The following is a 12,804-nucleotide window of genomic DNA, read 5'->3' as shown; positions in this document are numbered from 1 at the left end:
GAGCCGTTTAGAAGTCGACCATGGCGGCAGCCTGGTCCGGCTTGAAGTACTTCTCGAAAATCCGGCGCATCGCGCCATCGTTGCGCATGCCGGCGATCAGGGCCCGCCATTTTTCCTGTTCGGCGACCGGCAGGGCTTTTCTCGACATGATCAGGCCATGCGGTACGGCCGGGTCGTTGAATTCGATGACCGTCGTGAACTCGCGGATCTTCTTTTCTTCCAGGCTCGGGTAGTCGAAGGGTTCGATGATCATGCCCTGGATGCGATTGAGTTGCAGCGCCTGATAAAGCGGCGACAGCCCGCTCGACAGGCTCAGGCGGTTATCGGCCTGCAGCCGGTCGACCAGCCGGTTGGCGGATTCGCTGTAGCGGAAGCTGCGGATGACGCCCAGTTGCAGGGCGTTGTTTTGCACGAAATCGTTGATCTGGCGGACGTTGATGTCCTTGCGCACCAGCAGGTAGTAGCGGTTGCTGAAATACCAGGCAAAGGTGGCGAATTTTTCACGGTCGGCATTGGCAATGCCGGAAAGGCTGAAGTCGAGCGCGCCGGACTCGATCAGTTGCCAGATGCGGGCGCGTGGCATCAGGCTGACAGTGACTTTGCAGCCGCTGCGCCGGACCAGTTCCTCGGCGACATCCTTGTCGATGCCGGTATCGGTGTCGGCGGAGTAGAGCAGGCCGTGATCATGCAGGGCCAGCGTGTAGGGGCGGGAACAGTCAGGCGTTGCTGCGTTCACGCCAGCAAGGCTGCCGAGCGAGAGCAGTAAGGCGAAAGCTATGCGTACGATCATCGTCGGTCTCCGGGGGGAGGTGTGACTATTTGTTCAAATTGTTGCTCAATCATACCGAAACATTGCGAAACCGCGAGCAGTAAAAACCCTGATGCTGCTTGCCTTGGCGCAGTCATCAGCCGGTTTTGCAATTGGCCGGCAAACGGCGTGGCCGGCGAAGTTTTGCGCGCAAGGCATGCAAATATCTTCGACGAATATCCGTGCCCGGCTGCTTTTTCACGCAAAGCACGCCGCGACAAGCGCTGGCCGGCCGGTCTTATCCATCGGTAATCTTGCTGCGGGAATAATCCTGCCGGGCGATTCCTGCAACGGCGAAGAGGAGTCTTGACCTGCAAGGGAAAGGGCCGGGATACTGCGTGGCCGGCAGTAGCCATGCATGGCCAACCATCTCGTAACCACCAGACAAATGTCGATTCGCGACCATTCCACTCTGCCTCACCAGATTGCTGCCGGCAACGTGGCTGCGGAGGGCTTGCGTCGCCCGGTCAGCCGGATGATCGGCTTGCAGGTCGGTGCCTTGCTGGTGCTGGGCGGGCTGCTCCTGTTGCTCTGGCTGGCGCATTCTTCGCCGCTGGTGCGCGGCAGCCTGGCCCTGTGCATCCTCTGCGGCAGCTATTTCGTCGCTATCCAGTTGCGGCGTCTATGGACGACGCAGCGCGCCTACCGCCTCGCCATGGAAGCCGCCCATGACGGTTTCTGGGAATGGGATCCGGTCAGCAAGCGCCTTAACGTGGGCGCCCGCCTGCTCGAAATCCTTGGCTACAGCGAGAACTTCCTGCCCGACACGCATGCCTGGCTGGAACTGGTGCATCCAGAGGACAGGGCGCATTACAACCGGACGGTGGCCGATCACCTGAAAGCACGCACGCCGTTCTTTTATTGCGAATACCGGGTCCGGGCGAGCAATGGCGAATACCGCTGGATTGCCTCGCGCGGCATCGCGGTACGCGACCGGCATGGTGTCGCCTACCAGATGGCCGGATCGGTGACCGATATTACCGAGCGCAAGCTGCATGAAGATGAAATGCGCTATCTCGTCGAGCACGACCGGCTGACCGGCCTAGCCAATCGCTTCATGCTCGCCGAGCGGCTGGCTTTGGCGATGTCCGGTGAGGGCGGTTGTGCGCTGTTGTTTATCGATCTCGACCGCTTCAAGGACATCAACGACTCGCTCGGCCATCGTCTGGGCGACCATTTGTTGCAGGAAGTCGCGGCCCGCCTGCGTACCGTGACGCGGGACGAAGACACGCTGGTGCGCCAGGGCGGCGACGAGTTCATCGTCCTCCTGCCCGGCCTGGTCAATCCGGCGCTTGCCGAGGCGCGGGCGCTGCTTTTTCTTGACCAGCTCAACGCGCCTTTCGTCACCGACGGCAACCACCTGCATGTTGGCGCCAGCATCGGCCTGAGCATTTATCCGAACGATGCCGAGGATGCCGAACAGCTGCTGCGCAATGCCGATACTGCGATGTACGCGGCCAAGGGGCAGGGCGGTGGCCGGGTTTGCCGGCATACGCCGCTGATGAAGGAACGCGTGCTGCAGCGGGCCTCGATCGAGGCCCGCCTGCGTCTGGCCATCGAGCAGCGGGCGTTCGAGCTGCACTATCAGCCGCAGTTCGATACCGCCAGTGGCGAACTGCTCGGTGCCGAGGCGCTGTTGCGCTGGCGGGATGGCGAACAGTGGATTCCGCCCGAGCGCTTCATCTCGGTTGCCGAAGAAACCGGCCTCATCGTGCCGCTCGGCGACTGGGTGCTGGAACAGGCGATCACCTGCCTGGCCGGCTGGAACCGTTGCTCGGCCCGGCCGCTGCGCATGGCGGTCAATCTCTCGCCACGCCAGTTCTGGAACGGCAAATTGCTGGAGCGTGTGATCTCGGTTTGCGCGCGACATGGCGTGGCGCCCGCCCAGATTGAACTCGAAGTCACCGAGTCGATGCTGCTGCAGGCCGAAGGCGACCACGTCGACACCCTGCATGCGATGCGCCGGCACGGCTTCCGGCTGGCGCTCGACGATTTCGGCACCGGCTACTCGTCGCTTTCCTACCTGCACCGGCTGCCCTTCAACAGCCTCAAGATCGACCGCAGCTTCGTCATGTCGCTGATCGACGAAGAAGGCAATTACACCGGTGCTTCGGCGCTGGTGCCGGCGATTATCGTCATGGCCCACAACCTCGGCCTCGAAGTCGTCGCCGAAGGTGTCGAAACCGAGGGCCAGCTACTGATGCTGCGCGACCTGGTCTGCGACGTGCATCAGGGTTTTCTCAGCGGTCGACCGGTCTGCGAAGCCGATTTTCGCCGCCAGTTCATGAGCGCCGCGCACAGCGGCCCCTCACTCGGCGCCTGAAATTCAAGCCGACACGTTCCACTCGGCGAGAAACTGCGCCACGAAATCCTGCATGAACTGATGCCGCGGCTCGGCCAGGGCGCGGCCGGTCGGCGTGTTCATGCGGTCCTTGAGGAGAAACAGCTTCTCGTAGAAGTGATTCAGGCTGGCGCCCTTCGACGCCTTGTAGGCCGCCGCCGTCTGGTGCAGCACCGGCGGCTCGTCCGGATCGTGCATCAAGCGCCCGGCGTGGCCGCCGTAAGCAAAACAGCGGGCAATGCCGATCGCGCCGATCGCATCCAGGCGGTCGGCATCCTGCACGCAACGCCCCTCCAGCGACCGCATCGGCGTCGCCACGCCAGCACCCTTGTAGGAAATGCTGGCGACGATCTCGACCACCGCCTCGATCACCGCCGCCGGCGCACCTTCCTCGCTGAGCAACAAGCGCGCTTCACGCGGCCCGACACTGTCGTCGCCGCCGTGGAACTTCCAGTCGGCGATGTCATGCACCAGCGCCCCGAGTTCGGCAATCACCAGGTCGGCCCCCTCGCGCTCGGCAATCTGCCGCGCCAGCTGCCAGACGCGATGAATGTGATGCCAGTCATGGCCCGAGCTTTCCGACAAAAACTTGGCCTTGATCCGGGCGGCGATACGGTCGACGAGGTTTTGCATGCGATTTTCCTGGGCGAAGGGGGCGACATCGTAACGCCGAATCGGGGAGAGGCTGGCAGCGCGAAAGCTGTCCAAGCTATTTTCAGCCGAACGGGATATGGCCTATGGCATAATTTTCCCATTACAAATTCATAACAAAACGGAAGGGTGGTCGTGGCGTCTTTGATTCCGGCAATCGGCGTGTGTGTTTCGCGCATGACCGGTGGCGAAAAACGTCTCGCCTACCGCCTCGAGCAGAAGCTCAAAGACGACTGGCTGCTCTGGTTCGACGTACCGCTCGGCCCGCGTAACGTGCATTCCCGATGATTTATCAGGACGACATCATCTTCGTTTAGCAGGACGATACCGTGAGGTTTTTGACCATGCGTAGCTGAAAGGGACTGGCGTTTCCGCTAGTTACGATTCCGGGGGGAGGGCGGGTAGGGCGGTGGATGAAGAGCGGAATGATGAGGAGGCGCGGTTGTTGTATGTGGCGATGACTCGGGCTATGCGGGATTTGGTGATAGTTGGGAGTGAAACGTGATGTCCGTGCATGTCATGGTTTTTTATTATTGACGGAATTAAATAATGAAATATCGAGAGAGTCAGAAAGATAAAACGCTCCGTAATCGTTACTTAAATGATTATGCTCACGCTGCCTTGCGTAGAATTTTTCTCAAAGAAGGCGAATTGCGAGGGATAAATTCACTAGACATTAATTTTAACTTTCCAATTACAGCAATTGCTGGGAAAAATGGTGCGGGAAAGTCAACAATTTTGGCTTTGGCATGTTGTGCATTTCACAATAATCGAAATGGATTTAAGCTTCCAAAGAGAAAAGTTTCTTACTTTACATTTTCAGACTTTTTCGTCCAGCATCCAGAAGAAGTGCCACCTCAAGGGATTGATATTCGCTACGGTATTGCTTATGACAAGTGGAGAAAAACAGATTCGTTTCCTGATGGAAGAGGAGTTGGGCATCAACGCCGCTGGAAAAGCAAAGGGGGGAAGTGGAATAACTATGCTGATCGCGTTAAGCGGGATGTGGTGTTTCTTGGCATCGAAAGAATTGTTCCTCATAGCGAGAGAAGCCAGTCACGTTCTTATTCCAGAGTTTTTAAAGATACTCAGCCTATGGGTTGGGAGGATAAGGTAAAGGATGCGGTTGGCTATATTTTAAATAAATCTTATGACAAGTTTAGCTACCTTCGTCATACAAAATATAGCCTCCCGCTCGTTAAAATTAATAATTCAGTCTACTCTGGATTTAATATGGGGGCCGGAGAGAATGCACTGTTTGAAATATTTTCGACCATTTACTCTTGTGGAGAAGGGGCTCTGCTTGTCATGGATGAGGTTGAGCTTGGACTTCATGCTGAAGCTCAAAGGAAATTTATTGATAGGCTTAAAGACGTGTGTTTGGAAACACACACGCAAGTTATATGCACTACTCACTCCAAGGAAATATTCGACTGTTTGCCATATGATGCTAGATATTTCGTTGAGTGCATAAATGGAAAGACTAAACTAACGGACTCCATTTCGTCTGAATTCGCTTTTGCAAAGATGGCGGCTATTCCTGGTAATGAAATTGATATTATGGTTGAGGATGAGGTGGCGAAATCGCTATTGCAATCAAGCTTGCCGGCACACATTCGTTCTCGAGTAAAGATAACAGTAATTGGTTCTGCCTCAGCCCTTGCTAGGCAACTAGCTGCAATTTACATTCGCGGTGAAGAACGACAGACTTTGGCTATATTCGATGGCGATCAGCGAAACAATGAAAATAATAATATGAAGCACGCCGAAAAAATGGCCGAAAATATTGGAATTGATTTTGTTGGTTGGTATAAAAATCGCATTGCCTATTTGCCTGGCGATACTTGGCCAGAAGCATGGATTGTTCAGAAAAGCACGAGCTGTCTTGAATTGCTATCAAAACTTACATCAAGCGATTGTGATGTTTTGTCTGATGTACTTGAGTACGGTCTTCAAGCCGGAAAACATAACGAATTTTTTGAAATTTCGAATAATCTTGGCCTAGATCAGAAGGTTTGCCTTAATTTTTTTACAACAGGTGTGTGTCAAGCTCATTCAGGTGAGTTTGAGTCTCTTGTTAGTCTGGTTTCAAAATTACTATCTCAGCAATAGGTTAAAAAATAGCAAACAAAGAACAATAGGGGTCAGACCCCATTTTTTTAATGGGGCGGGGTGGGTTTGTTTTGTTTGTCAAGTTTTTAAGTGGAGTATTTATGGATGAGTCATCTTTTGAATATGCAGGCTTCTGGGTGCGTGTGGGGGCTGCCCTCATCGATACAATATTGATCATGGTAATTACATTTCCGCTTCTCATTTCAATTTACGGCTGGAAGTATTTTGATTCGGAGAGCGTGATTTCCGGCCCTGCTGATTTTCTTATTTCCTGGGTTCTTCCCGCTGTTGGCTCGGTCTGGTTTTGGACACGAAAGCAAGCCACTCCGGGGAAGATGGCATTGTCGCTACGCGTTTTAGATGCCGACTCTGGCGCTGCGCTCTCTGTCGGCCAAAGCATCGGGAGATACCTGGCATATTTTGTATCTGCGATCCCGCTTGGGCTTGGACTGATCTGGGTAGGCTTTGATAACAGGAAACAAAGTTGGCACGACAAACTCGCTCATAGCGTCGTCGTCAGAGCCAAACAACGTGGCCCTGTTTCAGTCAGATTCCCCAATGCCTAGGGCAAATGATGCATAGAGGTTGGAGTGATTAAATTTTTAATTAAAACTAACACTTTCTCTGCCTATTTCGATTTGAGTGTAAATAACTGAAAATGGCGCCCGCATCCGTCAATCGCCGCCTGATATTTGTCGCTGCCCTACTTGCAATTTCAGGTGTCGGCCTGACCGGTTTTCCGTTCGAGGTCGATTTGTGGGGTATCAATGAGCAGGTTGGTCTGGCGCTCGCCTTGGCCATTCCCTTCAGTCTCGTCTGGGCAGGCTTCGCTTCTCCGCGCGGTGACATTCGCCGGGCCGCCTTTATTGTCGCCTTGCCGGTTCTGCCGATCACCTTGTTGTGCTGGCTGGTGATGTCTTTCTCGGCGCCGTTCATCGACGGCATGCTCGACGAAGCCAACTCGGGAGTGGTTCGCTATCGCCTCTATCGGGTTGCCGCGTTTGACGCCGATCCGCTGGGTATTGTGCTGCAACGGGAAATCGATCTGCTTCCCGGCCTGCGGATATTCTGGAAACTGTGCGGCGACACTTACGAGTCGGCCGGCAAGATCTCCCGCATCACGAACGACGAGGTTGAAGTCAGGGCGGGCGAGCGTCTCGTGCTGAGCTGTCGGCTTTAAGCGGGGGAGCCGCTCGTGTTTCTGGTGCGATGCTTGCGGCGATGCGGCATATTCTGCTTCTCAACAGTTGCTCGGTTTTAGACATTCCCCATGAAGACCCTAGTCGTCATCGCTCACCCTCTCCCCGACAGCCTGACCCAAGCCCTGGCACAGGTCGCCATCAAATCACTGACCGCCGCCGGTCACGAGGTCGTGGTCGAGAACCTTTACGACGCCGGGTTTTCTCCGGTGCTGACCGAGGCCGAGCGGCAGAGTTATTACCGTTTGCCTTTCGATGCTTCTGCCATCGCCGGGCAGGTTGAGCGCTTGCTCGCCGCTGAGGCTTTGGTGCTGGTTTTTCCGACCTGGTGGTTCGGTTTTCCGGCAATCTTGAAGGGCTGGTTTGACCGGGTCTGGGGGCCTGGGGTGGCTTACGATCATGCCAGCGATCTGGGGCCGATTCGGCCGCGCCTGCTCAATCTGAAGCACGCGCTGGCGATCACTTCGCTCGGGTCGCCGTGGTGGGTGGATCGCCTGCTGCTGTGGCAGCCGGTCAGGCGCATCCTGAAAACGGCGTTGCTGGGCACTTGCGCGCCGGCTTGCCGCTTCGGGATGCTGTCGCTGTATCAGGCGGAGAAGCTCGATTCGGCTCAGGTTCGGCGCTTTTCCTCGCGGATTGAAAGGGCGTTGGCGCGCTGGTCGTAACGCGGGCCTGGGTTCGTGCGCTGCGGCGGGGCGGTCTGAACGCAGCTTTTCCTGCGCCCGCCGCGAGGCAGATTCGCTCGCTCGTTCTGGCTCTCAGGCGGTCGACCGGTGAAAAAGGTGCAAATTGCCGGCACAAACCAAGGGCCGGCCGTTCCCTCTCGGCCGGGGGCTTCAGGCGCTGGCGAAACGACTGCGCAGGTACTTGATGATCTCGCCGGATTCGTAGAGCCACTGCGTATTGCCGGCCGGGTCGGTGATTTTCAGGCAGGGCACCTTGGCCTTGCCGCCGCCGCTGATCAGCGCCTCGCGGTGGGTTCCGGGGTGTTGCGCATCTAGCCGTTCTACCTTGAGGGCGAGACGCCGCATTTCCTGGCGTACCTTGATGCAAAACGGGCAGGTCTTGTACTGGTAAAGGACGAGGCTGGCGCACTGCTGGTCGACCTCGGCCTGGCTTGCGGCGGGACGCACTAGCCCCTTGGGCCGGGTGACGAACTCGCCGAGCAGCATGAAGGGGCCGATGACGATCCGCAGGGTTTTGAAGAAGGCTCTGATCACTGTTTTCATGGGGGATGACTTGCTTCCGTTAATGGACGGGCTTAAGGCAGCCGGTTCGCCATGGAGTTCCGCGCGCCGCGAATTGATTTCTCCTGCGTGGCTGCGTTCGTGCTCAGGAATTGCGCAGCGGCTCTGCGCCGAAGCGATTGCCAACGACTTCGATGCGCCATCGGGTCTTTGCAGAAGGGGCGGAAATCGGGCAGCCTGGGGGCTGCGTACGGGCAGCTATGCCAGCCGCCCAATCCGCTCAGCTGCCGTCTGCAAGTGCCTGTCCAGTGCGGCGAGGCATTCGCCAAATCCGGCAGTGAATCCCGCTTCCTCGTGCAGGCGTTCCAGATAAGCCTGTGCCAGCGCCAGTGCCTGGCGCCACTGGGCGCTGCTGATCTGGCTGTCGAAGCCGGCCGCCGGTAGCGTGGCGGGGAGTTCGCCACTGCTGCGCGGGGCGAAGGTCATGGGCAGCATGTCGTAGGCCGGCGCCAGTTTGTAGGGGCGGCCACTGTCGGTGACGAAGGAGAGGTTGCCGGGGTGCATGTCGGTGTTGCCGATCAGCGTGCCGAAGGCGTACAGCAGGCAGGCGGCCGCATGTGCGTCGCGGGTGATGTGACGCTCGGCAAGCAGGCGGGCGGTCATAGTCGGCCAGCCGCCACGGCCGAGGCCGATGAATTCGGCGTCCATGGCGCTGAGCGAAATGAGGCCGCGCCGGCCGTGCGGGCCGATGCGGTCGAAACGCTCGACTTCGAGAAAGCGTTGTCGGCCGTGGTCGAGGATGCATGTGGCGACGGCGGCGATGGCGTTTTCGCGCAGCAGTGTCAAGGCGTGGTGCTCGGCCAGCAACAGGTCGCGCCAGCGTTGGGCGACGGGGTTGTCGGCGCCTTCTGCGGCAGCGAGTGAAAACTTGACGAGCACATGGCGCGGGCCGCTGGCCGTTTCGGCATAGGTGCCGAACTTGGGTTGCTCGCCGCCGGCCGAGGAGGCCGGGGTTTCACCGCTCAGCGCTTGCCGGGCGCGTTCGGCGTAGGCGGCGGCAAGTCCGGTGCCCGGCAGCGCGACCGGCGCTGGGCGCTGGATGAAGTGTTCGCGCCCGGCGTCACCGACAATCAAATTGCCGATGGCGTCGCTGCCCGGTTGGCTGAGCAGGGCGCGCAGGATGTGTTCTTCCTGCCAGTCGCCGAGACGGGGCGGCAGGCCGAGCGTTTCCGCCTGGGCTGCAACAAAGGCGCGGCCGAGAAAGCCCTGCGGGCGCATGTCGTCCAGCCACCAGGGAAAGCCTTCGCTGTGGCTGGTGCTGCCGTCGCTGTTGGTCATCACGTAGCCGGTGGGCTGCACCGGGCTGAGCCGCCCGAGCGCCTCGACCTGGCCGGCCGGCGTGACGCGATAGATGGCAACATCCGGCATGGCGAGCAGGGGCCGATGCAGTGCGTAGTGAATAGATCGATACGGGCCGAAACGGATGACCTGATCGCCCAGCGACTGCATGGCACGGGACAGCGTGGCCTGGCTGACGCCCATTTTTTCGGTCAACTGGCGAGCGGTGAGCGGGCCGGACGAAAGCAATGTACGAATGCTTAGCGAGTGATCTGGTGCTGACATGAATTCATTCATGAATAGATTGTTGAACTGATCATAGTCTTGTTGCGGCGGCTTGGCTATTGCAGCGGCAGCGATGCGGCCATTGAGAAACGCTGGGCGCCAGCCGTGCAAGCTGTTTTCACAGCTGAGCCTGGTTTTTGCCTGTGTTCAACGGTCGACCGCTAAAAACAGCGTAATTTGCTCTGAACTGCCGAGGCCTGATTTTCGCGTTATGTGGAGATGATCCTTCGGGGAGTTGATAATAAAAAGTGTTTCTCAATATTGGCGAATGTTAATGATTGCCTAATACGAGAAACACAATGCCGGCCAAAGCCCCAGTAAACCCCACTGTCGTTGCCGAGCAGCTTGTCGCGCTCGGCGTCCGTATTCGTGCGCAGCGCAAGGCCCGGGGTGCCTACGGCGAAGCGATTGCCAACGACCTCGACGCGCCATCGAGCGATTGCAGAATCGCCCGGACTGGCTGGAGTGTTGCATGCAGGTGATGGCGATCAGCGGTGTTGTGGAGCAAAATCCGGGCGCTGCGGCGGGGGCTGGGTTGAACTGTGAATCACACGGTAATAAACAGTCGGAAATGAAACTGTCGGGGCCGCCATGTTTTGGCCGGTCAGGCTGCCGGGAGTGTCGCTGAACCAGAAAGACATCGCCCCCATGTCGGGGGCGATGTTCGGGAAACCTACTGGCTGGTCGTTTTCTTTTTTGCCTTCTTTGACGTTGCCGTCTTTTTTGCGCTACCGGCCGTCTCGCCGGAAGACTGCGCGCCTTGTTGCGCAGCAGGATCGTTCACGTTGGGGGTTTGACGGACAGCATCCATGAACTTGCAGAATTCGCCTTGCACGCTGTCGATCGGCGCAGAAACGCCACCGGATAGCGCCAATGAGACATCAACACGGATTTCCGAGGCAGAAAGTTTCTTGATGACGACATTGATCGGTACCGTTTTCCCCTTGCCGTAGCTTACGGTCTGGTTGGCGCTGATCAGGCCGGATTCTTTGCTGCTGGTCACGATTTGATACCCATTCGTTGCAACGGTCTGAAGCAGGGTGTCAAAGGCGGCGGCCGGTGATTTCTTCTGAAATACCTCGTAGGTGCTGTGACGCTGGCCAGTCCAAAAGCCGCCTTCGGTAGCAAAGTTGGTCATGCAGGCGCCTTTCTGGGCCGGTGCAGCCGCTTCGCTGGCCGTTGAGGACGGTTGGCTGGCGCAGCCGGCCAGTGCGGCTACTAGCGCCACAACTGAAAATACGGTTTTCATTTCATTGTTTCCTGAGAGGCCTTCTGGTTTCGCGTGTGGATTGATGTTTCATCCAGGCAATATCGATAGCGTTGTGCCGGAAAAGGACGAATATCGAAATCCGTTGAGATTGCATGGCGGATCGTCGCTCCCGGTGTTTTATGAAAACGGCACAAATTATCGCAGGCGCATGTTATGGGGTGGGGCAATGGAGCGTCAAGCCTCGGTGGCTGTCGGCTTTCATAGCTGTTGCCGTTCATGTGGCTGGTGCGTAGCGTGTGGCGATGCGGTATTTTCCGGGGGCTGCAGCATCAAATGAACCGGGAGATTGCGTGAGTTTGTCGCTGGATGAGTTTCGCAAGCAGCTTCAGGAGGTCTTGCTTGCCGCGCAGGAGCAGGACAGGCAGGCCGGGCCCCGGCTGCGCTGGCTGCTCCTCGGTGCGATCCATGTTGCGGCTGGCTGCTTGCGCCCGCTCGGCAAGCTGAAGGCATTGCGCTGGATCGGGCTGGGCAATTTCTTCGACGTCAGTGAGTTTGCCTGGCTGGCCGCCGCGTTGCCCGACGTGATGTCGGACTGGACGAAACCCTGTCCCGATCTGGGCCACCTCGGCATCCGCTGCAAGAAGTGCCGCACGCACGCCATGCCCCAAAATTTATCTATACAAAACTGATTCAACTATGGATAATCCGTCCTCACTGGACGCCAGCGTCCTCCCGGTTAAGCGTGATTCGGGTGGAGGAGACTAAGTAGGTAAGTAAAGGAAAGCCCGCATTAGACGGGCTTCTTTTTCGTCTGTCGTTTCTGGCAGGGTGGCGGAGTTGCCGCTGCGAGCGATCCGTCGTGTGGCCCGCTTCGGGCCGGCTGGCCTGGCTTTCCGGGCAATTTTCCGGCGAAAAAAATGCCCGCACTAGGCGGGCATAAATCCATTTTTTGGAATGGAGGAGACAGGTCCATTGTGGCACAGATTTGCTGCAGTGCAACATAAACTTGTAATTCTTTTGCAATGATTAATTATCGGGCTGCCGGCGTCTTGGCGTGTGCCCGTCTTCCATGCTCCGGTGGGCGTTGGGCGGGCTGGTCGACTGCTCGGAGGCGCGCGGAAAGTGTCGGGCAAGGGGCTGGCGTTTCCTGCTTTGGCCTGGATGGCCGATAATTCCCGTTCAGTTCATTCGAGGAATTAGCATGCTCGCCAATCTGACCGCCTTCTTCATTCACTGGGGCATCATCGCCTTGTCGTTGTGGGTGGCCAGTCATGTGTTCAGCGGCATCCGCTTTGCCAGTACCGGCACGCTGCTGGTTTCGGCGCTGCTGCTCGGTTTTGCCAACGCAGTGCTGCGCCCCTTGCTGATCGTGCTGACCCTGCCGCTGACTTTCCTGACCCTGGGTTTCTTCCTGCTCGTGATCAATGCGCTGATGTTGCTGCTGGTGGCGCGCCTGGTCGATGGCTTCAAAATCTCCGGCTTCTGGACGGCGTTTTTTGCCAGCCTGTTCATTGCGCTGATGAGCATGCTGCTCGGCGGGTTGGTGCCGGATGCCGATCTGACCATCTATCGCCTGCCGGCGAGCGGGCCGACCATCTCGATGTAGCTTTTGCCGGGGAAAGCTACCGCCGGGCCGTCGGGACGCGTATCCTTGCCGGCCGCCCTTGGCGAAC

The 12,804-nt window shown here is 57.8% G+C and carries 15 protein-coding genes; 10 read left to right on the top strand and 5 right to left on the bottom strand.

The window, feature by feature from the left end; all coding sequences use genetic code 11:
• Positions 1-7: 7 nt before the first annotated feature.
• Positions 8-790 (bottom strand): substrate-binding periplasmic protein, encoded by a 783-nt coding sequence (locus tag KIG99_RS01640; RefSeq protein WP_226458486.1) that lies wholly within the window; start codon positions 788-790, stop codon positions 8-10.
• A 91-nt stretch (positions 791-881) separates the two neighbouring features.
• Here KIG99_RS01640 and KIG99_RS01635 point away from each other — a divergent pair, with 91 nt between their 5' ends.
• Positions 882-1,118, top strand: coding sequence for a hypothetical protein (locus KIG99_RS01635; protein WP_226458485.1), 237 nt, complete (start codon positions 882-884; stop codon positions 1,116-1,118).
• A 48-nt stretch (positions 1,119-1,166) separates the two neighbouring features.
• Positions 1,167-3,131 (top strand): putative bifunctional diguanylate cyclase/phosphodiesterase, encoded by a 1,965-nt coding sequence (locus KIG99_RS01630; RefSeq protein ID WP_226458484.1) that lies wholly within the window; start codon positions 1,167-1,169, stop codon positions 3,129-3,131.
• Between the two features lie 3 nt (positions 3,132-3,134).
• On the opposite strand, the gene KIG99_RS01625 is transcribed toward KIG99_RS01630, so the two are convergent.
• Entirely contained in the window at positions 3,135-3,782 is a 648-nt protein-coding gene (locus tag KIG99_RS01625) for an HD domain-containing protein (protein WP_226458483.1), read from the bottom strand.
• Between the two features lie 153 nt (positions 3,783-3,935).
• Here KIG99_RS01625 and KIG99_RS01620 point away from each other — a divergent pair, with 153 nt between their 5' ends.
• The 6 genes from KIG99_RS01620 to KIG99_RS01595 all read left to right on the top strand — a co-directional run bounded on the left by KIG99_RS01620 (position 3,936) and on the right by KIG99_RS01595 (position 7,776).
• Positions 3,936-4,088, top strand: a complete 153-nt coding sequence (locus tag KIG99_RS01620) for a hypothetical protein (protein WP_226458482.1) — start codon at positions 3,936-3,938, stop codon at positions 4,086-4,088.
• 121 nt (positions 4,089-4,209) lie between these two features.
• Positions 4,210-4,305 carry a 3'-5' exonuclease gene (locus KIG99_RS20730; RefSeq protein WP_226458481.1) on the top strand — a complete coding sequence of 32 codons (96 nt, stop codon included), beginning with the start codon at positions 4,210-4,212 and terminating at the stop codon, positions 4,303-4,305.
• Positions 4,306-4,349: 44 nt separating this feature from the next.
• Positions 4,350-5,912 (top strand): ATP-dependent nuclease, encoded by a 1,563-nt coding sequence (locus tag KIG99_RS01610; protein WP_226458479.1) that lies wholly within the window; start codon positions 4,350-4,352, stop codon positions 5,910-5,912.
• A 101-nt stretch (positions 5,913-6,013) separates the two neighbouring features.
• Positions 6,014-6,478: an RDD family protein gene (locus tag KIG99_RS01605; protein WP_226458478.1), complete on the top strand. Its 465-nt coding sequence runs from the start codon at positions 6,014-6,016 to the stop codon at positions 6,476-6,478.
• A 92-nt stretch (positions 6,479-6,570) separates the two neighbouring features.
• A complete protein-coding gene (locus KIG99_RS01600) occupies positions 6,571-7,092 on the top strand; it encodes a hypothetical protein (RefSeq protein WP_226458476.1) in 522 nt (173 codons plus the stop codon).
• A 90-nt stretch (positions 7,093-7,182) separates the two neighbouring features.
• Positions 7,183-7,776, top strand: a complete 594-nt coding sequence (locus tag KIG99_RS01595) for an NAD(P)H-dependent oxidoreductase (RefSeq protein ID WP_226458475.1) — start codon at positions 7,183-7,185, stop codon at positions 7,774-7,776.
• Positions 7,777-7,947: 171 nt separating this feature from the next.
• On the opposite strand, the gene KIG99_RS01590 is transcribed toward KIG99_RS01595, so the two are convergent.
• The 3 genes from KIG99_RS01590 to KIG99_RS01580 form a co-directional block, all read right to left on the bottom strand.
• Positions 7,948-8,340, bottom strand: a complete 393-nt coding sequence (locus KIG99_RS01590; RefSeq protein WP_226458474.1) for a glutaredoxin family protein — start codon at positions 8,338-8,340, stop codon at positions 7,948-7,950.
• 216 nt (positions 8,341-8,556) lie between these two features.
• Complete coding sequence (gene yjjJ, locus KIG99_RS01585) at positions 8,557-9,921, bottom strand: type II toxin-antitoxin system HipA family toxin YjjJ (RefSeq protein ID WP_226458473.1); 1,365 nt, start codon at positions 9,919-9,921, stop codon at positions 8,557-8,559.
• A gap of 673 nt (positions 9,922-10,594) precedes the next feature.
• Positions 10,595-11,170 carry a hypothetical protein gene (locus tag KIG99_RS01580; protein WP_226458472.1) on the bottom strand — a complete coding sequence of 192 codons (576 nt, stop codon included), beginning with the start codon at positions 11,168-11,170 and terminating at the stop codon, positions 10,595-10,597.
• Positions 11,171-11,481: 311 nt separating this feature from the next.
• Here KIG99_RS01580 and KIG99_RS01575 point away from each other — a divergent pair, with 311 nt between their 5' ends.
• Both KIG99_RS01575 and KIG99_RS01570 read left to right on the top strand, forming a co-directional pair.
• On the top strand, positions 11,482-11,820 hold the full coding sequence (locus tag KIG99_RS01575; protein WP_226458471.1) for a hypothetical protein: 339 nt from the start codon (positions 11,482-11,484) through the stop codon (positions 11,818-11,820).
• A 512-nt stretch (positions 11,821-12,332) separates the two neighbouring features.
• Positions 12,333-12,737, top strand: coding sequence for a phage holin family protein (locus tag KIG99_RS01570; protein ID WP_226458470.1), 405 nt, complete (start codon positions 12,333-12,335; stop codon positions 12,735-12,737).
• Positions 12,738-12,804: the final 67 nt, after the last annotated feature.

This window comes from Quatrionicoccus australiensis (genome assembly GCF_020510425.1).
Lineage (GTDB): Bacteria > Pseudomonadota > Gammaproteobacteria > Burkholderiales > Rhodocyclaceae > Azonexus > Azonexus australiensis_A.
The sequence above is the reverse complement of the archived record's forward strand: the minus strand, read 5'-3'. Positions and strand labels throughout refer to the sequence as shown.